Origin of the sequence: Lachnoanaerobaculum saburreum DSM 3986 (assembly GCF_000185385.1) — a bacterium.
Lineage (GTDB): Bacteria > Bacillota > Clostridia > Lachnospirales > Lachnospiraceae > Lachnoanaerobaculum > Lachnoanaerobaculum saburreum.
Genome location: NZ_GL622296.1, coordinates 2,764,224 through 2,789,450 on the forward strand (window position 1 = coordinate 2,764,224; position 25,227 = coordinate 2,789,450).

The window sequence follows — 25,227 nt, forward strand, 5'->3', positions numbered from 1 at the left end:
ACCTAAATTCCATCCGAAAACTTCCTCCAGGCAGCTTCGTTCGACTTGCATGTGTTAAGCACGCCGCCAGCGTTCATCCTGAGCCAGGATCAAACTCTCATATAAAAGTTTAATCTAGCCTGTCGCTAGCTTGCATCTGTTTTCACAGATCTACTGTTTTAAGGTCGTTCTATCGTACTTGTTTCACTCGTACGAAGAACTACTTTTTCACTAAGATATGAAACAAGCTTTCGCTCGTTTTCATCAAGTGAAAAATGCATCTGAAATCTCATCATATTTTTTAACGTAACACCTTTGCCTCACTTCGTTCGGCAAGGTGCGCTATTTTTCTAAATTCAAGTTTCGCTTACGCTCACTTTCATTAAGAAAAATATGCGAAATATGCGAATTTTCAGGGTTGTGTGTACTGTTTAATCTTAAATTATCAAGGTTCATTATTGCTGTCTCAATATTATATCAAGCTTACTTTACCTTGTCAACAACTTTTTGAGTTATTTTTAAAAGTTTTCTTTAAGCCTGTTTGCTCTCATTGAGCAACTTTTGTATAATATCAAATTCTTAAATCTTTGTCAATAACTTTTTTAATTTTTTATTTCAAAAGTTTTGATTTTCCTTTAAAAATTTGTCCGCCTCAAAAGCGGTGAATGTAGTATATACTTTATCTCATACTCTGTCAATAACTTTTTGAAAATAATTTTAAAAGTTATAAGCCATAAATGATAAAGTCCTAATATATCCAAATAAAAATGTTCTGCAATACTCTAAGCGTAATGAGACAATAAAAAAAGAACAAATAGGCATCTTTGACAGTATTAAAGATATGCTTGAGGGAAGACCGGTATTTATATAAATCGGTCTTCATGTGATGCTTAAAATAAATAACTAAAGCACATATAATTATACTCTCAATGACCACTCCCTACAGTCTATGCTCCCTGTGATAAAGTCCTCATAGAAATCAGGTTCGTGGCAAATCAGAAGTATACTTCCCTTGTACGCTTTCAATGCTCTTTTTAATTCTTCTTTTGCATCCACATCCAAATGGTTGGTAGGCTCATCTAAAAACAGTACATTAGTGGCTCTGTTTATAATCTTACAAAGTCTTACCTTTGCCTGCTCTCCACCTGAAAGCACTCTAAAAAGGCTCTCTATATGCTTGGTGGTAAGACCGCATTTTGCCAGTGCCGATCTGACTTCATACTGGCTGTATCCCGGAAACTCACTCCACAGCTCCTCAATACAGGTGTTTTTTGACTTATTATCGCTTTCCTGCTCAAAATATCCTATCTCCAGATAATCCCCCAAAGAACTCTTACCCGACAATGCCGGTGTAAGTCCAAGAATGCTCTTTAAAAGAGTGGATTTTCCGATGCCGTTCGCTCCGAACATGGCAATCTTTTCCCCTCTTTCCATCCTTACATTTATAGGTTTTGAAAGCGGTGTATCATATCCTATTACAAGATCTGTCGTTTCAAATATGGTCTTACCAGGTGTTCTTGCCTCTTTAAAGTTAAACTCCGGCTTCGGTTTTTCTGCAGCAAGCTCTATAATATCCATCTTATCAAGCTTCTTTTGCCTGCTCATAGCCATATTTCTGGTGGCAACTCTTGCTTTATTTCTGGCAACAAAATCAGCCAGCTCTTCTCTTTCCTTTTGCTGACGATTATAAGCCGCCTCAAGCTGTTTTTTCTTAACCTCATATACTTCAAGAAACTTATTATAATCTCCTACATATCTGTTTAACTCCTGATTTTCCATATGATATATGATATTTACCACAGAATTAAGAAAAGGTATATCATGTGAGATAAGTACAAATGCATTCTCATAATCTTGTAAGTATCTTTTCAACCACTCTATATGTTCGGCATCCAGATAGTTTGTAGGCTCATCAAGAAGTAAAATATCAGGTTTTTGTAACAGAAGCTTAGCTAAAAGAATCTTTGTTCTCTGTCCTCCGCTAAGCTCGGTCACATCCCTTTCAAGTCCGATATCGGTAAGTCCAAGTGCATTTGCGACCTCTTCTATTTTTGCATCTATAGTATAGAAATCATGTGCCGTCAAAAGTTCCTGAACAGTGCCAAGTTCTTCCATAAGCTCATCCATCTCGCTTTCATCAGCTGTAGTAAGCATATCACAGATTTCATTCATCCTTTTTTCCATATCAAAAAGGTGGTCAAATGCCTGCTTTAGTGCATCTCTTATACTGATACCTTCTTCCAAAACCGAATGCTGGTCAAGGTAACCTATCCTTACATCCTTAGCCCATTCTATTTTTCCCTCGTCAGGCATAAGCTTACCTGTCACCACACTCATAAATGTAGACTTACCCTCTCCGTTGGCACCTACCAGTCCTATATGCTCACCTTTCAGCATTCTGAATGAAACATTATCAAAAATAGCTCTATCTCCAAAACCATGGCTCAAATTTTCAACATTCAAAATACTCATTGTATATCTTTTCCTTTTTCTTTTGATTTAATGTTTTTTTCTATACTCTTTCTTGCAATCATCATCTGATGGCCGCAACCAATACATTTCAGGCGCAAATCCTGCCCGATTCTAAGCACTTCCCACTTATTTGAGCCACATGGATGCAGCTTTTTCAATGCAAGTATATCCCCTACATCTATTTTTATCATTTATCCAACTCTCTAACAAGCACCGGTATAGCTTTTTCAAACTTTACACCATACCAATGACTGTCATCATCTACCGTCTTTAATATAGCCTCTGAAACAAATTTTGCCGCTATTTCTACAGCTTCTCTCATACTTTTGCCCTTTATAAGACTGCCGGTAAATGCGGCCGCATAGCAGTCTCCTGTACCATGTGCATCTTTTTTTATCCTGTCAATATAGAATATCTCCATATTGTCATTCTCGCCCTCATATACTGCAATTCCAAGCTTGCCTTCAATATTCTTAATACCCTTTAAGATTACATTCTTTGCACCAAGCTCTCTCAACTTATTAATAATACTTATTATATATTCACTGCTTTGATTTTCAAGTATTATATCACTGTCAGATAGAAGTGCCGCCTCTGTCATATTCGGTAAGATTATATCAGCTGCTGCAATAAGAGTTTTCATCTCTTTGACGAATGCATCGTCAAAGCCTGTATAGAGCTTCCCGTTATCCGCCATAGCCGGATCGACTATTCTTTTGCCGTCAGGCTTAAGTAGATTATTAAACAACTCTTTTACTATATCAATCTGTCTTTTACTTCCAAGATAGCCTGTATATATCGCATCAAAACTGATACCTTCCTTTAACCAATGTTCCATAATCTTCGGCAAATCCTCAGTCAAATCCCTGAAAGTAAATCCGCTAAATCCACCTGTATGTGTTGATAAAATTGCAGACGGCATTATAGCCGTCTCCACTCCACAGGCTGAAAGAACAGGAAGTGCCACTGTTATAGAGCACTGTCCGAAACATGATATGTCCTGTACTGTTAATACTTTTTTATCCATAAATCTCCTTTGAATAAAATCATTATATAAGCATTATAAAATTATTTATACACTATATCCCGTCTTATCCGCTTCCGTTATCTTGCGAATCACTTTACATGGCACTCCTGCCGCAATTACATTTGCAGGAATATCCTTTGTTATCACACTTCCCGAACCTATAATTGTATTATCTCCTATTGTTACGCCTTGATTTATATTTACACCTGCCCCAATCCAAACATTATTACCTATCTTTACAGGCTTTGCATAGCAGGCTCCATGAGTACGCTCCCACATATCTGTTGCATGGTTGGAAGTATATATTCCGACTCTTGGACCGAACAGCACATTGTCACCAATCTCAATTCCCCCGCCGTCCAACATAATGCAATCAAAATTTGCATAAAAATTATTGCCTATTGAAATATTATATCCAAATTCACATCTGAAATTAGGTTCAAAGTGAACACCTTTACCGATACACTTTAAAAGTCTTCTAAGTATTGCTTCCCTTACTTCTGACGGTTTTCCAAAACTTGCATTATACTCATCAGTCAGAAATACTGTATTTTCACGTGCTTTAACCAACTCATCAGTCAAATCATTATACATATTACCGTCTAATATAAATTGCTTCTGCTCATCAAGATTCATACTATATTTACCTCACTTTTTAAACTTTTCCATTTCCTTAAGTGCAATATCAATTATTGCCTGCTTTTCTTCAGGTTTTAATCTATAAACCGTCTCTTTATCTTTCCAGTTTTTTATTACCTCTTCCACATTCGGACGCTCTTCATCTTCATCATAAATATCCGGATCTGAAAGATTTGCAATACTTTCACGCAAAATCAAAAGTTCAAAATGATAGCTTTTTGTTTTTTTATTCTTAGGAAAGACCTCATTTAGTCTATCCTGCTCCCAGTTTTTTTGTTCTTCACCGAACGGATACAGCTTTTTATAATATCTGTCCATTTTCTTCTTTTTTTGCTTTGCAGTCTCAAAATTAAACCAATCCGCTATTCCCATATATTTTACCTTGAATATTTTTCTTCTATTTCAGTGATAATATCAAGCCTGTTTTGATGTCTTCCTCCCTCATACTCAGTGCTAAGGAAGGTATCTACAATCATCTTTGCCATCTCGGAACCTACCACTCTGGCACCGAAGGCGATAATCTGAGCGTTGTTATGAAGTGCCGCCATCTTTGCCGAATAAGGCTCCGAGCATACCGCCGCTCTGATTCCCGGAACCTTGTTCGCCGCCAAAGATATACCTATTCCCGTACCGCAAATAAGCACACCCTTGTCAAGTTTTCCCGCCGCTATAGCCTCCGCAACATCTCTTCCCGGTACAGGGTAATCACATTTTTCACCTTCTTTGGCACCGAACTCAAATACCTCATGACCTGCATTTTTCAGATATTTTATTATAATCTCCCGCAGTTCCACTGCCGCATGGTCATTTCCTACTCCGATTCTCATATTTTCACTACTCTCCTATAAGTTCCTTATAAACTTCTCTTTTTTGTATTCCTCTATCTTTTGCTACCGCTTTCATAGCCTCTTTTTTATCAAACCCCATTAAGATATACTTATCAAAATGCTCCTTTATACTGATCTCTTCAAAAGATTTTTGCCTTTCATTTCTTTTTTCAATAAGGCTTTTACCCTCTATAACCAGTACATACTCTCCTCTGACTGCAATATCACAGGACTCATAGTCGGCTATTATCTTACCTAAGTTTCCTCTAATCACCTCTTCATGAAGTTTTGTAAGTTCTCTTACTATAGATATTTTCCTGTCACCCAGGCACTCAAAAAGTTCCTTTAATGTTTTTAAAAGTCTGTGCGGAGCTTCATACAGAATAATGGTTCTGCTCTCCTGTGAAAGCTCCGTCAATATTTCTTTTTTCTCATTCTTATCACTTGGCAAAAACCCTTCAAATGAGAATCTTCTTGAACTGATACCGCTTATTGCAAGTGCCGATACCACCGCACTTGCTCCCGGGACTACAGTCACATTCAGCCCCTCTTTGTATGCAATATCTACAAGCTCATATCCCGGGTCGGATATTGCAGGCATACCCGCATCGGATACAAATGCAATATTTTTACCTGTCTTTACTTTCTCACACAGTTCATATGCCTTATCTATCTTATTGTACTCATGATATGAGGTTAAAGGAGCCTTTATCTCAAAATGGTTCAAAAGCTTTATTGTATTTCTGGTATCTTCACAGGCAATGATATCCACATTTTTTAGAGTATCAACAGCTCTGATACTTATATCCGAAAGATTACCTATAGGTGTAGCCACCAAATATATCTTACCTGCCATATATTTTCAACACCTCATCCGTATAAACATTTTTCTCCTTATATACCGCCAAAGGAGGCTCTACATCCAGCCAGACTCCTGAGCCTTTTAACCCCTCTATCAAAACCAGATTTGCCTTGCTGTCAATATAGGAATGAATAAATCTTATCCTTTTAGGCTCAATTCTGTTTTGCTTCATTGAAGCAAATATTTCTGAAAGTCTGCTTGGTCTGTGTATCATAAAAAACCTGCCGTTTTCTTTCAGCAACTTATTTGCAATATTTATTACACTTTCAAGATCTGTAAGTAATTCATGTCTTGCAATAGCCAGCGGTAAATCCGGATTTTTTATAGCCGCCATATCCTTCATATATGGAGGATTTACACATACGGTATCCACACAGGAATGTTTTATATATTTTAGTGCATTTGAGATATCGTCATTTATAATATCTATCTTTTCATCCAGCTTATTGTAACTTACACTTCGACTTGCCATATCTGCAATATCACTTTGTATCTCAATACCTGTTATCTTTTTTGCCTTAGTCTTTGTACTTAGAAGTATCGGAACTATTCCGCTTCCGGTACATAAATCCACTGCATAACCGTCTTTTTTTACTTTCACAAAATTTGACAAAAGTACGGCATCAATACCGAAACAAAACTTATCAGGATTTTGTATAAGATAAAGGCCGTCACACTGCAAATCATCAAGTCTTTCACCACATTCTTCTCTTATCAACTCATCCTTCATCACTTAAGCTTGTACCCTTATCTCACTTAGAGAATATTCCTCTATTTCCTTTGCATCCTCAGACTTATTTACAAGTACCTTTACAGTCTGTCTAAGTACACTGGTAGAAACTATAACACCGACCTCTCCAAGAGGTGTGCAAACACTCGCACCCTCTCTCGGCATCTTTCTGTTAAGATACTCATATGTCTCCGCCTCATTTTTAAGGCAGCACATCAGCCTGCCGCATACACCGCTTATTTTTGCAGGATTTAGTGAAAGGCTTTGTTCCTTTGCCATCTTTATGGATACAGGCACAAAATCCGAAAGATAACTGTGACAACAAAGAGCTCTGCCACAGGATCCTACTCCGCCAACCATCTTAGTTTCATCCCTCACGCCTACTTGCCTAAGTTCTATTCTTACTCTAAAAATAGATGCAAGTATCTTCACAAGTTCTCTAAAATCCACTCTGCATTCTGCTGTAAAATAAAACAGTAACTTGGCATTGTCAAAGGTATACTCGGCCAAAATAAGTTTCATAGGCAAATCAAGTTCTATTATCTTTGCTTTACATATATCAAAGGCTTCCTTTTCCTTTTTCATATTCTCCTCATATCTCACAACATCTTCAAGATCCGCCTTCCTTATTATCTTCTTTATGGGATTGTCATATTTATTACTCAGTTCTCTTGGTGCCAATATGACCCTGCCGCATTCTACACCTCTGTCAGTCTCAGCTATAACTCTGTCATTTACATCTATATCAATATCATCAGGATCATAGTAGCAGATTTTCCCCACTTCCCTAAACCTAACGCCGATTATCTTCATTATTCTCTCCTATTTTCTAAGTCCGATAAAAAGTAATTCCATCACTGTATCTCCACTTACATTGGATTTTAACCTGATTTCTGTCTTATCTATCAAATCTATTATACTATTTATCTTTTGCAGTGTATATTCCCTTGAAAGCCTGAAAATAATACTTTCTTCTCTTATAAATATCAGGTTTTCTTTTTTCTTTGTAAGCTTTATAATACAAATATCTCTATACCAAAGTCTAAGGAAATTTATAAAATCCTTAAAACCTCCGGTTCTTTTTTTCAATTCCTCAATAAAGACAAGTATCTCATTTATACCTACTTCTGAAATATTCTTTAAAAACTCTACATTTTTCTCATATATTGTTGCAAAGTCCTCCGACTTTGCCATGACCTTTGCAACTCCGGGAGCACCGTTTGAATATGATGCCACCACTGTAGCAATCTCCTCACTCATACCGTTTTCTGTCAGCCATTTTTTTATCCTGTCATTGCTCACAGGGCTTAATAAAAGCTTTATGCATCTGCTCCTTATAGTCTCAAGAAGCAGGCTCATATTTCTTACTAAAAGCAAAATAACAACATATTCAGGAGGTTCCTCTATAGTCTTTAAAAGAGCATTCTGTGCTACACCTGTCATCTTATCCGCTTCATCTATCACATATATTTTATATTTACCGTAATAAGGTCTGACCGCCACATCAGAGACAATATTTTCTCTGATTTTATCTATTCCGATACTCTCCTTATTTTCTGAATCCATATAAAAAAAATCAGGGTATGAATTTGCCAAAAACTGCCTGCAAGCCGGACAGTGACCGCATCCGATATTGTCTCTTTCACATATAAGCCTCATAGCAAACTCTCTTGCAATTTTTTGTTTACCTATCCCTTTATCTCCTGCCAGAATATATGCATGTGAAACAGTTTTTTTCAGTATTGACTCTTTTAGATGATTCCTCACCTTTTCATTTCCAAGAATAAACTCACTCATACTTTACATGATTCCCATATCTTTTTTTATTTCTGAAATGCATTTGTTCAAATCCTCATTCAAATATCTCTTGGTAATACCTGCGGCCTCAAGCCTTGCATCCGAAAAATCTTCACTGTCAGCCAAAAATCTCCTGCAAAGCTCCGCATAGTTCGGTATTTCTTCCATCATCTCTCTGTTCACAGCTCTTTGAAGTCTGATACCGTCACCAAGTTCTATATAGATAGGCACAACATTTTCGGCACCGAAATACTCTCTTATCTTTTTATAAGATTCAAGCGTACCTATTATAAGATAGTTCTTACTCTCAAGATGCACCGAACCGTCATCAATAGTAGCATAAGTCCATCTGCCTTTAACAGTATTATATGTCCTCATCTCTATCAGTTTACCCTGCCTCCTATAATCTTCTATCACAGACTCGTCTACAAAGTGATAACTTATACCTTCTATATCTTCACTCCTTTTAGGTCTGGTAGTATATGTTATAATCTTTTTTGTTCTCGGACATTCATCATGGAGCCTGTTAAAGACAGTATCCTTACCGGAAGCACTCTTGCCCATCACATAATAAATTTTTCCCATTTTATTTTATAAGTCTAAGCCGTAGACTTTTTTTCCTTTTTTTATATATTCGTCTAACAAATCAAAATATTTCCTATCTATTATATCCCCCTTTTTAAGCACCGGAACACCGGGAGGATATATATAGATATTATCCTCGGCCACCTTTCCAAGATATTTTTTATTAAGATTTGCCAAAGGTCTTTTCTCTATATATGAGAAATTCTCATCAATATCTTTTAGCGCATTATAAAGTCCGGCAAAATCATCTTTACTGTCACGGACTGTACTGTAAGCCAATACAAATTTAAGTTTACTCATTTCAGTCTCAATATTATAAGAGCTTCTAAGTATATCCGCCAGAGTGATTCCGTCAATCATATCAGAGTAGATAACAAGCTTTGTAAAATCATACCCGATTGTACTGTCATCTTCCCACAAATGTATATGTTTAAAAACTTTTGTGCTGTTCCTAAACTCAAATAAATTATTTATATAACTTATCATTTCTTTATCACTGTCTGCCATATATCTTATACAGGCATCAATACCTGCCATAAAAATATATGAAGGTGAACTGGTTTCAAATATATGTAATGATTCTTCCAAGTATTTTTCACTTACAAGCTCGGACTTTGTATGACACAATGCAGTCTGTGTAAGTGCCGGCAGTGTTTTATGCAGACTTTGCACCACAATATCTGCACCCAGACAAAGTGCAGATACACAAAATTTATTTTTACTTTTGCCGAAATCAATATTACTTATATAATTAAGGTGACCTCCATGTGCTTCATCCACTATAAGCGGTATATTCTTTTTATGCAGAAGATTTGAAATCCCTTCTATATCTGATACCACTCCCTCATAAGTCGGTGAAGTTATCACTGCCGCCACTATATTTTTTTCCTCATTAGCTTCTAAGATATTTTTAAGTGACTTAATATCACAGCTTCCTGCAATATCAAGTTCATTATAATAAACATCTAAATATATAGGTGTCAAATTAAGCAGCTCAACAGCATTATATACACTGAAATGTGCATTTGGTGCCACTACTATATATGACTTTTTATTTTTATAATTTCCTGTGCAGGCACAAGCTCTTATACTTGAAAGTATACCACAGCTTGAGCCATTTATTAAGTAGTATGTTTTATTACTTTTGTATACATCTTTTGCAAACTCCATAGAGTCCTTTATAATGCCTGTAGCATCATGCAAATTGTCAGTGCCGTCCACCTCTGTCAAATCCATCTTGTAAATGTCGGTCATCATCTCTTCTATCTCTTTCGGCACTTTTCTTTTATGCCCCGGCATATGCATAGGCAATATACCGGAGCTGACATATTCTTTTAATTTATATGCTAAACAATCTTTATTCATTTTTTGTATCTGTATCTTCTACATTACCTGTTTCTGTATTGTCGGATTTTATACTTGAGATATCACCGCCGGCAACCTCCGCTACAGAACTTTCAAGCCCCTTTCTAAATTTAAAATTCTTAAGGGTTTTTATCAGCAGAATTATAACAGCTGCCGCAAATATAATATCCAGTATAATAGTAGCAATCTGCCATCCCATCATACCTAAATTCAGGTTCTCGGGAGCATACGCTCTACTGTTTACTGTAGTATATAAAATATTATGTGATGCTTTTCTAAGTGCAAGTGTTGCGGTGGCACTCTTGTCCTTTACATAGTTGAATCCGGCATCAATAGCTGTAAGACAGAAATCTGTACCGTTTCTTGTTGCTCTGTTTGCATCCAGATATCCATATCCGCCGGCACCGAAGTAGTCTATCAGAACCATTCCTCTAAAGCCCCACTCATCACGAAGGATTTTATTTAACACATTATCCGATGCATATGCAGGAATAATTCCATAGTGGTTGAAAGCGGCCATCACAGCCTTGGCATTACCTTCCTTTACACAGATTTCAAAAGGACGAAGATATACTTCTCTCACAGTTTGCTCATCCGCCCAAGTCATAAGCTGATATGTTCTGTTTGTCTCCTGATCATTCAGTGCAAAATGTTTGATATAGGCATATACTCCATGTTCTGCGGCACCCTTTACCGCCTCGGATGCAATTCTTCCTGAAAGTATCGGATCCTCTGAATAGTACTCAAAATTTCTTCCTGCAAAAGCATTTCTATGAGTATTCATAGCCGGTGCATACCAACCTGATACCTGCATCTCATTTGCCATCTTTCCGATACTGTCACCAAATGAATGTGCAAGTTCAGTATTGAAAGTATTTGCAAGCATAATGGTGGCAGGCAGACCTATTGAACCCTTCTTTGTAAAATTGTTGTTGATAGATGAAGGTCCGTCACAGTCTACAGTCTGTACCTTTCCTATTCTGCCTATAGCTACAGTCTGATATCCGCCAAGTGCTACAAGCTTTGACATATCCTTAAAACTCATCTCATCCAACAAATCCTCCCACTTAGGGTCGTCATAATCAAGACCGCGAAGATCTTTCAGTTTAAGATTATTATTTGCACCCATTTTAGGCATCTCATCCGACGCTGCATCAAACTTGGAAGCATCATAGTTACTGTTATTTAAAAAAGCAGCCTTTTTATCCTCAGGTAATGCAAAATCAGTAGGAGCCTTTGTAGCCTCTTCAAGGTTTGCAAACTTGTCTTTTCTTGAAAGTACGGTGAAATTACCTCTCATATCATCAAGCTTATTTGTTGCAACTTCCTTGTCACTGTTTCTTTTATTACTCTCATTGTATACTATATCACCTTCCAGTGGGAAAGTTCTGGTATCAAGAATATTATGCGAATCCTCCTGAAGGCTTATCTCATATGTTCCCGCCTCAAGCACATATGCCTTTTTATCCTTATCATCATATGATGCCATATCCTCTAAATCGAATGTAATATTTACCGTCTCACTTTCACCCGGCTGCAAAAGTTTTGTCTTTCCAAATCCTACCAGATTTGTACTTGCTTTTTCTATTCCACCGTTCTTATACGGCGGATTGTAATAAAGCTCCACTACATCCTTTCCGGCTGAATTTCCTGTATTTGTTACAAGTACATCAATGCTTATCTTACCGTTATTTGCAACTATCTCTCCCATCTCCTTGGTGAAACTTGTATATGAAAGACCGTAGCCAAACGGGTACTGAACATATCCTGCATAGTTGATTACATTTTCCTTGGCGGCAGTCTCATAGAATTTATATCCTACATAGACACCCTCGGCATAGTTTACAAAGCTAGGTTTATGCTTAACACCCCTGTCATCTGTAGAGAATTCATCCATATTTGTATATTGGAAATCTCCGAAGTTATTATAACTTGGACTCTTCTTTAAATCATATACAAATATATCGCTTGTCTTGCCTGACGGATTTATATCACCGTCTAAAATCTTTCCAAGTGCATTAAATCCTGTCTGCCCCGGTCCCGGACACCAAACCACACTTGAGATATTCTCATAGTCATTTACAAATCCAAGTTCCATCGGATTTGCTGAATTTACAATAACCACAATGTCTTTAAAAGTCTTATTTACCGCATCAAGCATTGCGGCTTCTCTGTTTGAAAGCTGTAAATAGCTCTTATTTACATCAAGATCATCTTTTTGATCGCTGTATCTAAGACCCTTTGAACCGAAAGTACCGCCGTCTGTAAAGTTGTCCTCCGTATTAGGATCGAGACTTTTCGGAAGGTCTGCACCCTCACCGCCTGATCTTGCAATAACTACTACTGCCTTGTCAGAATAATTTCTGGCATTTTCAAAAATATTAGCCTCTTTATACTGTTCAATTGAAGGTTCAGGTATTGTCCAGTCCTGACCCCACATACCTACTGTAGGTCTCTTTGCCCTAAAATCAGTATAGAACTTAACCAAATCCTCATTTATTTCAAAACCGGCATTCTTAATACCGTCAATCAGTGAAACTGTCGGAAATGAGTCATTGAGTCCGCCTGAACCTGTACCGCCGTATAAAGGATTTGTGGATGACCATCCGAAGAGATTCAGCTTTGTACCTTTCTTTAGCGGTAGAGCGGAATCATTCTTTAAAAGTACAATTCCCTCACCTGCAATATCCTCTCCTAAAGTCTTTGCCTCATCAAGTGACTTCTCACTGATCACACCTCTTCCTGTTGCCAATGTGATCATGGTCTTTAGCGGACCGTTTAACATTATATTGATACTGATAACAGTACCAACCGCAAAAAGAATCCATGCAGTTGACCTTGACAGCTTCTTAAACGCTGTTTTCTTATCTTTTGTTACAAACATAACCACAATTGCACATACCAACAGTGTCACTATGGCTACCAGCTGTGGAGCAATCGACTTTATCACACTTACCACATCCGCCATGTTAACAGCTAACATAATACTCCTCCAATATCTTTATTTTTTCTCAGGCATCACTATAAATTTCATTGTCGGGTATCTGATAACCACCTGAACTATGATATTTAGAGCATTTGCCAATGTAGGTACAAAATTTGCACTCACTCCGATATCCCTAAAAAACTTTTGTGAATATGCAGGCAGTGCCGCAGATACTATAATCAAAACTATGGCAAGAATTATATACTTCGGTACAGCATCCTTAAAAGCCGCATTTGACTTAAACACAAACTGCTTTTGCACAAAGAAGTTTACAGTCTGTGCAAGTGCCGTAGCTGTAAGAAAGCTTAAAAAACCTGCCAACCCTAAGTTTTATTCAATATTATCCGCATAATTGAATATAAAAAACTTAAAAGGGATAAAATGCCATCCAAAACCTGTAAAAGCGGCTGTAGTTATCCATATCACGATAAAATTCACTATCGTTGCCACATTTGAGAGTATATTAAACTTGATAAACTCCCAAATATTCGGATGACTGTCTATTCATTTCTTTAAAAATATCATAAACCTTCTCAATCTTCCCTTTGTAAGAATTCTCTTTTGTATTTCTTATTTGCTTTTTTGTTTTTGAAATACCCAGAGATTATTCCGAACATTCCTTTAAAGAAATGTCCGTTTACCAAAAGTACAATAGAATCCACCATCTCCATACTTACCTGACCGTTGCTCATCTTTCCTATAGCCCTAAAAGGCATATTAAAATGGAAAAGAGTATTAAGGTCAGGTACACCTGCTTCCAATGATTTTTTTAATCTCTTATCAAGTATCCTATATGCAAATCTTGCAATAAAACTCTTTGCATAATACATTTGACACAGTGCATCATTGATACCCAGTTCACCGCTCCAATTACCGTTAGGTATATCTCTTCCAAGCAAAGCTCTGTACTCGGTATCACTTACTTTTCTGATATCACCGCTGTAGTATGAAGGAAGCTCTTTTTTATTGTATGGAAAAACCTTTGCATTTCCGCTTACCTTAAGGGTAGTCTGTAATCTGATATCCTCACAGCTGCTGCCGATATATATATCATACTCTCCACTCTCTATCTCAAAGGCATTTGTCATTACATTATAAAATCTGAATGACTTGTCGTCAAAGCGGATAGTGATTTTTTTCTTCTCACCGGGAGCTAATTCCACCTTTTCAAATCCTTTCAGCTCAAACTTTGCTCTGAATACATTTGAGTTTTTCAAGCCTATATAAAGTTGTGCAACTTCCTCACCTGTCACCTTACCGATATTTTCAATAAAGAAGCTTACCTTTTCATCATCCACCTCTATATCGCTATACTTAAAATCGGTATATGAAAGTCCGTAGCCGAAAGGATAAAGTACATCAACATTCCTTGTGGTAAAATATCTGTATCCTACAAAGATACTCTCTCTGTACTCTGAAGTTCTCTCTTTTGACGGATAATATCTTATATTCGGTTCATCCTCATATCTTTTTACAATTGTCTCAGAGAGTTTTCCACTTGGGTTGTATTTACCTGTAAGAAGTTCAAACACCGCTCCCATACCTGCCTGCCCGAAAAGATATCCATGCAGTATCGCCTTTAGATGTTTTTCCCATGGCATCTTGATACATGAACCTGCACTGATAATACCCACTATATTGTGATTCTCAATTGAGAGACGCTCCAACAAATCTATCTGGTTTTTTGGAATACGCAGATGTGTCCTGTCAAGTCCCTCAGACTCACTTGCCTCATTCAGCCCGAAGAAGTAAAGCACTATATCCGCCTTCCTTGCAAGTGTCATTGCCTCATCTGTCATAACCGCATCATCTTCTTTGTCAAGTCTTGAATATCCCCTTGCCGTTCCTATTACTTCCAAATCCGACTCCGCTAATATACTTTGTATCATGTCAACCTTGGTGGGATTTACCATTGAAGAACCTGCACCCTGATATCTGGGATTGAAAGCAAAATCTCCTATTACGGCAATCTTTTTCTTACCGTTTAACGGCAGGATATTGTCCTCATTTTTTAAAAGCACAATACTTTTTTTAGCAGCCTCTTTTGCAAGTGCATGATTGTCGGCAAACATCTTTGCCTTATCTTTAGGCTTTTTCTTATTCTTTGTTGCTAAAGTAATCTCTATAAGCTCATCCACTCTGGCATCAATGTCGCTTTCCTTTATCTTACCCACTTTTAAGGCATCCAAAAGCTCCCTTGCACTGTCAAGTCCCGGAGCCGGCATCTCCAGGCTTGAACCGTTTTTTACTCCAAGTGCATGGTCATTTGAAGCACCCCAGTCCGTGACGACCATTCCGTCAAATCCGAGATCTTTTCTTAAAATATCCATCAAAAGATGCTCATTCTCGTTGGCATATACTCCGTTTACCATATTGTAGCTTGTCATTACAGACTTCGGATGTCCCTCTTTTATGGCTATCTCAAAGGCGGTTATATATATTTCTCTTAACGTCCTCTCATCAAGTACGGCATCCATTGCCATTCTTCTAAGCTCCTGAGAGTTCACTGCAAAATGCTTTACACAGGAAGCTGTTCCGTTGCTTTGAATACCTCTGATCATAGCGGCCGCCAGTTTTCCGCTAAGGTACGGATCTTCTGAATAGTACTCAAAGTTTCTTCCACAGAGCGGATTTCTCTTTATATTGATTCCGGGACCTAACAGTACATTCACATCTTCAGCCGCCGCCTCCGCTCCAAGCCCCCTTCCTACCCTTTCAAGCAACTCCTTATCCCAACTGTTTGCAAGTGTGGCGGCAGTCGGAAAGCATGTGGCAGGTACGCTTGCATTAAGCCCTAGATGGTCGCCCTTTCCTGCCTGTTTTCTGACTCCGGTAGGGCCGTCCGCATGGTGAAGGACATCAACTCCTATGGAGGTAAATGACCTTGTATCCCAAGCATTCTTGCCTGAGAGATAGGCACACTTTTCTTCCAATGTCATTTTTTTTATAATATCTCTATGTTTCATTCTCCTCCTTTAAAAACATACCCACCCTTTCCACATCATAGCAAACTTTTTGTATTATTTCAAAAAAAGGGAGTCCGAAGACTCCCGATAATATACTTTTATACTTCCGGCTCTATAATGCCGTACTTGCCGTCTTTTCTTTTATATACTACACAAATCTCATCACTTATAGCATTTCTGAATACATAGAAATCATGTGCCAAAAGCTCCATCTGTAAGCATGCCTCCTCAGGATCCATAGGCTTGATACTGAATCTCTTGGTCTTTACAATCTTTATCTCATCTTCTTCCTCTACATCGGAATCCTCTTCATTTATAAAAAGTTCCGAGAAAGACACACCTGACTGCTTCCTGTCTACAAGCTTGTTCTTAAACTTCTTTATCTGTCTCTCTATAATATCCTCAACCTTATCTATACTTACATACATATCTTCGCTTACTTCTTCGGCTCTGATAAGCCCCTGCTTGGTCGGGATAGTAACCTCTATCTTATGTGCCTCCTTTTGCACACTGAGTGTAATCTTCGCCTCTGTATCTTCTGTAAAATACTTTCCTAATTTATGAAGCTTCTCCTCTACTGCCTTCTTCAAACCATCGGTTATTTCTATATTCCTTCCAGTAATTGTATAACGCATATATAAGCTCCTTTTCTTTTATTTTGTTATAGTATAACACTTTTTTGCTATAAATTCAATTTAATTTTATAATTATACTGTCAATTTTACTATTTCCCGGGTTTTTTGTGATTTTAGTTAAATTGTTAGCCAATTGTACTTTTAAGAAAATTTTGTACTTTTATATATTTTATCTCATAAACACTACTATTTATCCACCAAGTACAAACCTGTGTTATGGGGATAAAATGTGGATAATGTGGATAACTTGGTTTATAACCTGAAAACAGCCTATTTATCGGCTTTGTATCCACCTTCAAACTCACCTTTTTTGTGGATAAAAATGTGGATAATGTGGATAAGTATTTTCCCGTCACAATTTTTATGCACTTTGCTGTTTTATATACAAAATAAAAATTGTGACTTGACAGGCAGGATTACATATATTATTTAAAAAATCCGTCTGCCTACCGGCTCTAAAATCTCAACCGCCTTTATAGATTCCTGCTCCACCTTACAATTATGCAAAAGCATAAATTCCAATACTTCCTTATAATCTCTAAGCTTTTCTTTATTTTTCTCTATCATATTGATATCGGAAAATGTAAGTTCCTTGTATATATTTGCTTCAAAAAATCTTTTTAGAGTATCTACATCCATATTTAAAGGTTTAAAAGGTATTCCGGTCTTTTCTTTTAAGTTTTCAAGTATCAAAAAACCATATACATCTATATCCCCTTCATGCATAAATTCACAATTCTTATTTTCATCATATATCTTTTTTAATATCACCTGTTTTGATTTATTGTGATAACCTCCCAGATAAATATATACCGCCTCTCTTTCATCTTCATCATGATAAGTGGTCAGGTTTTCTACAGTTATTACAGACTTTGCAAATACTTTGACCTCTCTTATCGCTTCAAGTGATACATTTGACAGTGCAATCCCGTCAGGCAGTTCTTTTACATAAATGACGGAATCTTCAAACTTAATTACCGCATCTCCCTTTATATATGTATATGTTGGATTTTCATACAGATTATAATATTCAAGTATCTTATCTCTTTCTACCGCCTCATTTGTATAATCAAAAAGTATACTCTCTATACCGGACTTAAATTCTCTTTGAAACCTCTTAGAGTCCTGAAATATTGCGGTTGAAAAGTTTCTGATATAGCTCTCATTACTTAGTCTTAGTATGGCTTCAAGTATTTTCAGTATATTCATCAGTCTGATTGCATCATATTTTATATCATATGGAATCTTTTTATATTCTGATATAAGTTTTCTCCAATCAGATAAAATATTGTCTAATACAGGCAGATTTTTATCTTTAAACAGATTAAGTACAGCTTCCATCTTTTTGCACTGCTCTATTATGGTAACTCTCTTTACTTTTTTGTAACACACTGAAATATTCTCAACATTTAACTTTACCTTTTCATATTTTCCGGAAACATCAATATTTGAATTAACAAGATTTTCATTTATCAACTTTTCTATTGCTACATTGATCTCCTTATACACATTGTGATTGTATCTGTCCACATATGCAGGATATGTCTTTTTTATATCTATTTGTATCACACGCAAAGAAGAAGGCTCTTTTTTGTAGCCTTCTCTTCTTTCATATATATCTATCAATCTGTTCAAAATATCCTTAGTGTAGTCCATCCTCAATCCTCTCAAATACTCCTATCGCATTTCTGTTTCCGGACTTTACAATAGAATATGTAATATCACAGTACGGCAATATGGCCGTGGCCTTTTCCGCCGTAGCTATCAAAACCAGCTGTAGATTCAATTTTTTAAACATATTCATCATCGGTTCTATTCTGTCACTTGTCATATTGTTAAACGCCTCGTCAAGAAGTATAAGTCTTATTGAACCTTCCTTGCTCTGCTCATAAATCTGCAAAAGAGATGCACAAATAGCTACATAAAACGGTGCCTGATTTTCACCTCCGCTTCCTTCACCGCTGACCTTTGAAAGTTCCACCTCATTACCTGTTACAGCATTCTTTACAATGATGTCATAGTCAAGATAGGTTCTGTAATCCACATACATTCCCATACTCTTTGCATTTGACTTTTGACCTGACAGATTCTGCTTGGCATGTTCTTCCACATCAATCATAATTCTGCTCATAAAATCATCAATCTGACTTTCAAAGACCTCAGACTTACTTGCCTCATTCATAAGCATGAGCATATCATTTTCTCTGTCAATCTGCTGATTGTCCTTGTCCATAATAATATCATAGAACATTCCAAGTTCCTTGTCCTTACTCTTATCAATCCCGAATCTATAACTTTCTTCGCCGTATTCAAGGTTTTCCATCACACGATTAATCTGTTTAAACTGTTGCTTTGCCCTTAAGATATCATCCTTCATCCTAAACAGCACTTCCTTACGGAATCTGTCCTTACATCTTATCTGTGCATCGGCAAGTTCACTCTTATGCCTTTCAAGTTCTATATTCTGCAATGTCAGATATTCCTGACGGTATCTGTCCGCACCGCCAAGTCCGGCAGCATAATCACAGGTATATGTCGCAGTATATCTTTGTTGAAGCGGTATAAGTTCCTGATTCAAATAGTTATTTAATGTAATATTATCCTGTACCGCACGGTTTGAAAAGTTGTAAGCAATGGCGGAAGCTTTCTTTGACTTTCTCTCATTTTGATATTTCTTTTCAACATCATTGATAAACTCCGGATACTCCTCTATACTGCTCTCATATACAGCCTGCATTTGTGCAAGATTTTTTTCAAGCTCGTCAACAGCTGCTTTTGCCTGATTTATATTTGAATTAAGATTTTGTTTCTTAGCCTTATTATCCGTTATCTCATCTCTGATAACACTGAGGTTTTTCTTACATTCCCTAACCCTGTCATACATAGCTAAAAGAATCGGATTTTTCTTAAACTCTTCTATCTTCTTTGCTATATCCTCTATCTTGGCGGAAAGTGCTTTTGACTTTGACTTTGATTCACAGTAATTTTCAAGCTTTCCGAAGTTGTCTCCCGCTCTGAATTTTGTATAGCCGTTATAAATAGAGTCAAAGTTTTTCTTGGCTTCTTCAAGTTTCGTAAGTTCTTTTTTGACGCCTGTAAACTCTGTTTTTGCACTCTTTAATTGCTTTGCTATAGCATCCACACCTATAAAATGCTCCTTCTTTGCCATCCTTTGTAAACAGAAGTTTTGGAATCTAAGTCTATCCCTTGTCACACTCTTTGTAAAATTTTCCAAGTCATCTGATGACTCACAACAAATGACATTTTTCATAACAAATCTTGCATATGTCTTTGCATAGATATTTTCAGACTCTATCTTATCTCCCAGATATGACTCATCTGAAGTTTTATACTCCACATCCCTTATTTTTCTGGTATCTATAAGTCCTATACCTTTAACCTTGTCTCCCAGTGAAACAAAGACCTTCTTTGCCGAAAGATAATTGTCAGGCTCAACAATAATATTGAATCTTTGAGTATTCAAATAGCTCTCCACAGCATCCTGCCAACTGCTGTCCGTCATATATAAAAGCTCACAGAGCAGTTTGGCATCCGCCCTTTTACTCTGCTCACTCAAAAAATCATTTATCTTATCTCTGACAAATATCGCTTCATCAGGATAACACATCACACCTGCTTCAAGACTTTTTATCTTTTTTGAAAGAATATCACTTTTATCACTCAAACTTGTAATATCGGTTCTTATCTTTGCATCATGATTTTTGATTTCTTCTTCTATATCTGCAAAAAGCTTTGCACTGTTTTTGATTTCTCTGATTCTTTCATCTACAGCTGCATTTTCATCTCTTATACAATCAGCCACTTTTACAGCAAAGCCTATTTTATTCAAACTGTCTTTAAGTGAAAATAACTTTTGCAACACATCTTCAAATATACTTACTTCCAATATAAGCTTATCATTTTCAAGCTTATTATTTTTATTTTCACTTTCAAGTGAGAGCATTTCCTTATTTTCCGCATTTTCTTCCGCCGCTCTTTGTGCCTCATACAAAAGAGTGGATGCCTTGTTCTCACTTTCAAAAAGATCAAGCAGTTTCTTGTCAATTATCTTAAGACTTGTACTCCACTCCTCAATAAGATATTTTTTCTCATCGGTATCCTCAATATTTCCCTGTAGATTCGCATAGGCAACCAGACTCTCATTTACTTTGACCTTACCCAGAAGTTCTTTTGCCGCTTTTATTTTATCATTGATTTCTTTTAGCAGTTCTTCTCTGTCACAGGCCTCCTGCAAGATTTCCTGCAATCTCTCAAGCTCAATCATGTCCTTTTGTAAAAATTCTATATTTACTTCAGGCTCCGGCAAAATATATGTATAGATAAACTCTCTGATATCTCTTATATCCTCTAAGCTGGTACCCATATGAAAGACTTCATTGAACTTCTTTCCGATAGGTGAGTCTGCTTCACCTATACCAAGCATTCTGCAAATCCTTCTTCTTGCATCCGCCTGATTGGACGCTCTGTCCATACCCTTGTTCTCAAGCTTAAAGGCGTCTCTGGAAGTCGGACTCTTTCCATCCTTTTTCTTTGTAAAAAACGGAATATCCTCCAGACTGTATCCGGGCTTTGTAATATACCAATCCTGATATACTCCTCTTAAGTCCTGCTTCGGTGTTTCAGATTCTATACGGGCAATTATCACAAAGTTCTTTTTGATTGCCTCATCCAAAAACTCTATTCCTATATATGAAACTGTATGTCCCGGGCGAAGATAGGATTCTTGTGCCCTTTGCTTTTGGTGAACTGAACCCAGAAGCGTTCTTCCACTCTTTTTATTTCCTGCCGTATTGAAGTCTTTATTGGTAGTGAGGCAATATCTCACAGCATCCATAATAGTGGTCTTTCCTACGGCATTTACACCCAAAAGATAGGTGATATTTTTAAAATCTATTATATCATCTTGAAAATTATGCCAATTTATCAGATGAAGCCTTTTCATTCTTATCATCCTTCATCTCCCTCTTCACTGTTTTCATACTGTGCTAAAAGTTTGGCAGTTTCCTCATATGCCTTACTTATATTGGTATCCGGCATAGCAAGCATCACAGACGGATAAATCTGTATCTTTGCATCCATTTCCAAAAGCCTGTCCACTACCTGTATGAGATTATATTTCTTTATATTTCTTACAGACTCCTCTAAAAACACTTTATCAAATTTTCTTGGAAGACTCAGCTTTTCATATTCGTTTTTTATCTCTTCAACAGTTACAAAAACTCTGTCTTCACTTGTAGACAGACTTTCTCTTTTTTCTACATATAGGAGCCTGAATATAAGCAAAATAATGCTCTCATATTTTTTTAATACAACTCTGCCGGTGCCATGATTATTTATCAGCTGAACTACTCTCAAATTCCTATGAATAACCAATGTATATCCGATAGGTAAAAAAATCTGTCTGAAACTCTCCTCATGATTTATAACATAGTAATATTTTTCTCTTGTAGTATCCACATTCCCCATCAGAAAACAATTATTTAACAGGTAATTGGCTATCTCTTCTTTTATATCAACTGACATTATCTTCTTTCCTCAACAATGAAATCTTTGAACCTAACACCGTTTACTTCCACCACATTGTCCTTTAACTTTATATCATATCCTCTTTCAGCAGTCTTTGAATATGTATATAAACCTATAATCTTTATAAACGTATCAGGTTCTTTTTCAAATACGGAACTTACCCGTACTGCATGATTTCCGTTTAAAATATCTTTTGCAAACCTGTTTACATTCTCAGATGTCAAAGCATTTCGTATATACTCCATCATCTTTTTATTTTTCTCTTCTACCAGCTCTATATCCAGTTCTTCTATTATATTCATCAGTTCAATAGGTGTAGGTTTTCTCTTTTTTACAGGAGTGGCAAGTGATGCGCTGTCAAAAAAGTTTTGTCCGAATATCCTAAAGATTTCACTTGCTACCGTATCATCATCCTTGTTGCCGTCTCCTTTTGACTGTATCTCACTTGCATAAAATCTTAGTATATTGTTGATTTTACTCTTACTGCTTCCATCAGACAGCAACAAAAACTGTGCTCTTTGTACCGCTCTCGTTCTATAAAGAATATGCCTGTCATCAATAGCTCGCATAACCTCTTCCATCTCTTCAATATCCATACGAACTTTTGTTATAAGTTCCTTTATCTTTATGCTTGCTTCATCCTTTTCTACACGCTCAGTGTCGATATAGTCAAGCACAAGTGCATCAAACAGGCTGTCTTCACATTTGTCAAGGCTCTCATACAGACTTGACCTGTAGTAGAACAGATTGTCATTTGTCTTAAACCTGTGATATGAACCTACAACTATCTTTTCTTCATATTTTTCAAAAAAATCCAGTATCTCCTGCGGACTTTTTCCTAAAGTCAGTTCATTTATATGGTCTTCTATAGAAGCTGACAAGGTTCTAAGTGCCTGATTCAGATTGTCAAAATCTTCCGATGCTTCTTTTAGCACTCCTTCATACGGACTTCCCTGCTCACATATATGTTCAAACATTGAATATATCTTAAAAAGCTTACCCTTATATGTAACTATTGTCGGACTGACAATCTCTCTAAATGATTTAAGTATCGGCACGACCTTATATTGTACAGCCAGCTTGTCATCATCTTCATACTCACCGGGCTTTTCTAAAAGCCAGCCTGTATCTCTAAGCCTTCTTATAAGAGTACCTGCCACCACTCTCATATCTGTAATATTCCCGCTTATCTCACTTTGTTCTTCAATATCAAGTTCTACATTCTCTCCCAGACCCAAAAGATATTCCTCCGCCATATCAAAGACAGTGCTTTTTTCTATAGCATACATCGGCATTCTCTTGCACTTTTCCCAAATCAGAGCCAGGATATCCACATATTTTCTTTTATTTATTCCGGTCAGCGGTCTGAACAGATTGTCATCCACCTCATCAAAAATATTCATATTCCAACTCCACAATCAATAAATCTTACTTCTGTCCTATATCAGTACCCTCAAGATACAATTGTATTATAATATTTTATCCTTGTCAAAAATAAAACCTATACCGGACTGTATCATAAACTAATCTGCATAAAATATAATGAGGCTGCCAAACCTGACAGCCCCGTTATATTTTATGGTACTATAAAAAATTATATAGTCGAATTTATGGATGTATTACCTGATAATCTGCAACATCATAATATCCTGCCGGATCTGCCGCACTTCCAAACCATACATGTGCATACCTTCCGTCTATAGCAACACCCATAGTCTTTAAATCCGACCAGCTACCCTGTGTGGTCATAACCTGATTATGGGCGGAAGAATGTTTCCACAAATCAAGTGCACCCTCAGGTGTAATATTACCGCCTGTATATGCTGAAATCTCAAATCCGTTGCCGCTATAAGAAGTCAACTCTCTTGGTTTACTCCACATATTGTTTGCATACTGATGATCTGATGTATATGCCATCGGTGTCCAATTGCCATGATTTGACCAACTGTGCAAATTTCCCTGAATACCTCTTGAATCCACCTGATTTTCAGGTGTATAGGTGTTTGAATCCAGAACATGGGTTCTTGCGACAGTTGTCAAAGACTTTGAAAATGAAAGCTTTGAAAGTCCCAGACTCTCTCTATAAGCATTGATAATATAATATAATTCAGCTTCTTTCTCACCGACTCCCATTGCCTTTAGAGCATCAATAACTCTTGTCTTCTCACTTGATACCTGACTGTTGTCATTTGATGCTACTGTATTATCGGTATTATTACTTGTACTGTTATTTGCAGCATTTGGAATAACTATATTATGATTTCCACCTGAACTGTCTGAAGTTGTGCCGGTACTTCCTGTATTATCAGTATTCGTACTCAAAGAACCTGAACCGCTTCCGGTATTTGAAGAGCCTGAGCCGCCTTTTCCGCCTGAGCCTCTGCTTCTGCCGCTTGATGAACCGCCCGAACTTCTTCCGGTTGACCTCTTTGTTATATCTACAGTTTTCTTTATTCCCTCTATCCACTTGCCGTTTGCATCTACATAGTAGCCGTCAGGGGTGGATGTATTTACAAGCATAGCACCGTCAGCACCTACATAGTAGTTGCCTACCCAACGGTTCTCAAGCATATAACCGATATTGTCAAAATAATACCATTTATTATTTATAAACCTCCATTGATTGGTAGGATAGGAACCGTCGGCTTCTTCATACCACCATCCCTTATCATTCTTCTTCCACTGTGCATCTGCCGCCATGACAGGTACCGCCAAAAGAGCGGAAACTGCTGCAACTGAAACAGAACATAATACTTTCTTAAATAGATTCATAACCACCTCCAAAATTACTGACTGATTTTAATATCATT

General features: G+C 37.0%; 21 protein-coding genes. All 21 read right to left on the reverse strand.

The annotated features are described in order from the left end of the window. Positions 1-897: 897 nt before the first annotated feature. The 21 genes from HMPREF0381_RS12765 to HMPREF0381_RS12870 all read right to left on the reverse strand — a co-directional run bounded on the left by HMPREF0381_RS12765 (position 898) and on the right by HMPREF0381_RS12870 (position 25,189). Positions 898-2,451 carry an ABC-F family ATP-binding cassette domain-containing protein gene (locus HMPREF0381_RS12765; RefSeq protein ID WP_008752421.1) on the reverse strand — a complete coding sequence of 518 codons (1,554 nt, stop codon included), beginning with the start codon at positions 2,449-2,451 and terminating at the stop codon, positions 898-900. Further along, positions 2,448-2,642, reverse strand: coding sequence for a DUF951 domain-containing protein (locus HMPREF0381_RS12770; protein WP_008752422.1), 195 nt, complete (start codon positions 2,640-2,642; stop codon positions 2,448-2,450). Before HMPREF0381_RS12770 ends, HMPREF0381_RS12765 begins: the two co-directional genes overlap by 4 nt. Next, the gene (locus tag HMPREF0381_RS12775; protein ID WP_008752423.1) at positions 2,639-3,478 is read right to left on the reverse strand and encodes a pyridoxamine kinase; all 840 of its coding nucleotides are present in this window, start codon (positions 3,476-3,478) and stop codon (positions 2,639-2,641) included. The genes HMPREF0381_RS12770 and HMPREF0381_RS12775 overlap by 4 nt, the downstream gene beginning before the upstream one ends. A gap of 45 nt (positions 3,479-3,523) precedes the next feature. Next, positions 3,524-4,114, reverse strand: a complete 591-nt coding sequence (locus tag HMPREF0381_RS12780) for a sugar O-acetyltransferase (protein ID WP_008752424.1) — start codon at positions 4,112-4,114, stop codon at positions 3,524-3,526. A 12-nt stretch (positions 4,115-4,126) separates the two neighbouring features. Next, positions 4,127-4,489 (reverse strand): hypothetical protein, encoded by a 363-nt coding sequence (locus HMPREF0381_RS12785; protein ID WP_008752425.1) that lies wholly within the window; start codon positions 4,487-4,489, stop codon positions 4,127-4,129. Positions 4,490-4,494: 5 nt separating this feature from the next. Continuing rightward, the gene (rpiB, locus tag HMPREF0381_RS12790) at positions 4,495-4,944 is read right to left on the reverse strand and encodes a ribose 5-phosphate isomerase B (protein ID WP_008752426.1); all 450 of its coding nucleotides are present in this window, start codon (positions 4,942-4,944) and stop codon (positions 4,495-4,497) included. Between the two features lie 7 nt (positions 4,945-4,951). Beyond that, positions 4,952-5,800: a 16S rRNA (cytidine(1402)-2'-O)-methyltransferase gene (rsmI, locus tag HMPREF0381_RS12795; RefSeq protein ID WP_008752427.1), complete on the reverse strand. Its 849-nt coding sequence runs from the start codon at positions 5,798-5,800 to the stop codon at positions 4,952-4,954. Next, positions 5,790-6,536, reverse strand: a complete 747-nt coding sequence (locus HMPREF0381_RS12800) for a tRNA1(Val) (adenine(37)-N6)-methyltransferase (protein WP_040461898.1) — start codon at positions 6,534-6,536, stop codon at positions 5,790-5,792. The genes rsmI and HMPREF0381_RS12800 overlap by 11 nt, the downstream gene beginning before the upstream one ends. Before the next feature lie 3 nt (positions 6,537-6,539). Next, complete coding sequence (locus HMPREF0381_RS12805; RefSeq protein ID WP_008752429.1) at positions 6,540-7,349, reverse strand: PSP1 domain-containing protein; 810 nt, start codon at positions 7,347-7,349, stop codon at positions 6,540-6,542. A 9-nt stretch (positions 7,350-7,358) separates the two neighbouring features. Beyond that, on the reverse strand, positions 7,359-8,333 hold the full coding sequence (holB, locus tag HMPREF0381_RS12810; protein WP_008752430.1) for a DNA polymerase III subunit delta': 975 nt from the start codon (positions 8,331-8,333) through the stop codon (positions 7,359-7,361). A gap of 3 nt (positions 8,334-8,336) precedes the next feature. After that, on the reverse strand, positions 8,337-8,918 hold the full coding sequence (locus HMPREF0381_RS12815; protein WP_008752431.1) for a guanylate kinase: 582 nt from the start codon (positions 8,916-8,918) through the stop codon (positions 8,337-8,339). Between the two features lie 6 nt (positions 8,919-8,924). Then, the gene (locus HMPREF0381_RS12820) at positions 8,925-10,283 is read right to left on the reverse strand and encodes an aminotransferase class I/II-fold pyridoxal phosphate-dependent enzyme (protein WP_008752432.1); all 1,359 of its coding nucleotides are present in this window, start codon (positions 10,281-10,283) and stop codon (positions 8,925-8,927) included. Continuing rightward, positions 10,276-13,266 (reverse strand): glycoside hydrolase family 3 C-terminal domain-containing protein, encoded by a 2,991-nt coding sequence (locus HMPREF0381_RS12825; protein ID WP_008752433.1) that lies wholly within the window; start codon positions 13,264-13,266, stop codon positions 10,276-10,278. The genes HMPREF0381_RS12820 and HMPREF0381_RS12825 overlap by 8 nt, the downstream gene beginning before the upstream one ends. A gap of 18 nt (positions 13,267-13,284) precedes the next feature. Continuing rightward, positions 13,285-13,590 carry a GtrA family protein gene (locus tag HMPREF0381_RS15510; protein ID WP_008752434.1) on the reverse strand — a complete coding sequence of 102 codons (306 nt, stop codon included), beginning with the start codon at positions 13,588-13,590 and terminating at the stop codon, positions 13,285-13,287. 212 nt (positions 13,591-13,802) lie between these two features. Further along, positions 13,803-16,235 (reverse strand): beta-glucosidase family protein, encoded by a 2,433-nt coding sequence (locus HMPREF0381_RS12835; RefSeq protein WP_008752435.1) that lies wholly within the window; start codon positions 16,233-16,235, stop codon positions 13,803-13,805. 98 nt (positions 16,236-16,333) lie between these two features. Next, positions 16,334-16,870: a ribosome hibernation-promoting factor, HPF/YfiA family gene (gene hpf, locus HMPREF0381_RS12840; protein WP_008752436.1), complete on the reverse strand. Its 537-nt coding sequence runs from the start codon at positions 16,868-16,870 to the stop codon at positions 16,334-16,336. Positions 16,871-17,299: 429 nt separating this feature from the next. Beyond that, positions 17,300-18,526 carry a Wadjet anti-phage system protein JetD domain-containing protein gene (locus tag HMPREF0381_RS12850; protein WP_008752438.1) on the reverse strand — a complete coding sequence of 409 codons (1,227 nt, stop codon included), beginning with the start codon at positions 18,524-18,526 and terminating at the stop codon, positions 17,300-17,302. Further along, entirely contained in the window at positions 18,513-21,842 is a 3,330-nt protein-coding gene (locus HMPREF0381_RS12855) for an ATP-binding protein (RefSeq protein ID WP_008752439.1), read from the reverse strand. The genes HMPREF0381_RS12850 and HMPREF0381_RS12855 overlap by 14 nt, the downstream gene beginning before the upstream one ends. Further along, a complete protein-coding gene (locus HMPREF0381_RS12860; protein WP_008752440.1) occupies positions 21,839-22,414 on the reverse strand; it encodes a DUF4194 domain-containing protein in 576 nt (191 codons plus the stop codon). Before HMPREF0381_RS12860 ends, HMPREF0381_RS12855 begins: the two co-directional genes overlap by 4 nt. Further along, positions 22,414-23,820 carry a Wadjet anti-phage system protein JetA family protein gene (locus tag HMPREF0381_RS12865; protein ID WP_008752441.1) on the reverse strand — a complete coding sequence of 469 codons (1,407 nt, stop codon included), beginning with the start codon at positions 23,818-23,820 and terminating at the stop codon, positions 22,414-22,416. Before HMPREF0381_RS12865 ends, HMPREF0381_RS12860 begins: the two co-directional genes overlap by 1 nt. 205 nt (positions 23,821-24,025) lie before the next feature. Beyond that, complete coding sequence (locus HMPREF0381_RS12870; RefSeq protein WP_008752442.1) at positions 24,026-25,189, reverse strand: CAP domain-containing protein; 1,164 nt, start codon at positions 25,187-25,189, stop codon at positions 24,026-24,028. Positions 25,190-25,227: the final 38 nt, after the last annotated feature.

Bases quoted from the DNA above. Each gene is read 5' to 3' on its own strand.
- HMPREF0381_RS12765 (WP_008752421.1), bottom strand. From the start codon at position 2,451: ATGAGTATTTTGAATGTTGAAAATTTGAGCCATGGTTTTGGAGATAGA.
- HMPREF0381_RS12770 (WP_008752422.1), bottom strand. From the start codon at position 2,642: ATGATAAAAATAGATGTAGGGGATATACTTGCATTGAAAAAGCTGCAT.
- HMPREF0381_RS12775 (WP_008752423.1), bottom strand. From the start codon at position 3,478: ATGGATAAAAAAGTATTAACAGTACAGGACATATCATGTTTCGGACAG.
- HMPREF0381_RS12780 (WP_008752424.1), bottom strand. From the start codon at position 4,114: ATGAATCTTGATGAGCAGAAGCAATTTATATTAGACGGTAATATGTAT.
- HMPREF0381_RS12785 (WP_008752425.1), bottom strand. From the start codon at position 4,489: ATGGGAATAGCGGATTGGTTTAATTTTGAGACTGCAAAGCAAAAAAAG.
- rpiB (WP_008752426.1), bottom strand. From the start codon at position 4,944: ATGAGAATCGGAGTAGGAAATGACCATGCGGCAGTGGAACTGCGGGAG.
- rsmI (WP_008752427.1), bottom strand. From the start codon at position 5,800: ATGGCAGGTAAGATATATTTGGTGGCTACACCTATAGGTAATCTTTCG.
- HMPREF0381_RS12800 (WP_040461898.1), bottom strand. From the start codon at position 6,536: ATGAAGGATGAGTTGATAAGAGAAGAATGTGGTGAAAGACTTGATGAT.
- HMPREF0381_RS12805 (WP_008752429.1), bottom strand. From the start codon at position 7,349: ATGAAGATAATCGGCGTTAGGTTTAGGGAAGTGGGGAAAATCTGCTAC.
- holB (WP_008752430.1), bottom strand. From the start codon at position 8,333: ATGAGTGAGTTTATTCTTGGAAATGAAAAGGTGAGGAATCATCTAAAA.
- HMPREF0381_RS12815 (WP_008752431.1), bottom strand. From the start codon at position 8,918: ATGGGAAAAATTTATTATGTGATGGGCAAGAGTGCTTCCGGTAAGGAT.
- HMPREF0381_RS12820 (WP_008752432.1), bottom strand. From the start codon at position 10,283: ATGAATAAAGATTGTTTAGCATATAAATTAAAAGAATATGTCAGCTCC.
- HMPREF0381_RS12825 (WP_008752433.1), bottom strand. From the start codon at position 13,266: ATGTTAGCTGTTAACATGGCGGATGTGGTAAGTGTGATAAAGTCGATT.
- HMPREF0381_RS12835 (WP_008752435.1), bottom strand. From the start codon at position 16,235: ATGAAACATAGAGATATTATAAAAAAAATGACATTGGAAGAAAAGTGT.
- hpf (WP_008752436.1), bottom strand. From the start codon at position 16,870: ATGCGTTATACAATTACTGGAAGGAATATAGAAATAACCGATGGTTTG.
- HMPREF0381_RS12850 (WP_008752438.1), bottom strand. From the start codon at position 18,526: ATGGACTACACTAAGGATATTTTGAACAGATTGATAGATATATATGAA.
- HMPREF0381_RS12855 (WP_008752439.1), bottom strand. From the start codon at position 21,842: ATGATAAGAATGAAAAGGCTTCATCTGATAAATTGGCATAATTTTCAA.
- HMPREF0381_RS12860 (WP_008752440.1), bottom strand. From the start codon at position 22,414: ATGTCAGTTGATATAAAAGAAGAGATAGCCAATTACCTGTTAAATAAT.
- HMPREF0381_RS12865 (WP_008752441.1), bottom strand. From the start codon at position 23,820: ATGAATATTTTTGATGAGGTGGATGACAATCTGTTCAGACCGCTGACC.
- HMPREF0381_RS12870 (WP_008752442.1), bottom strand. From the start codon at position 25,189: ATGAATCTATTTAAGAAAGTATTATGTTCTGTTTCAGTTGCAGCAGTT.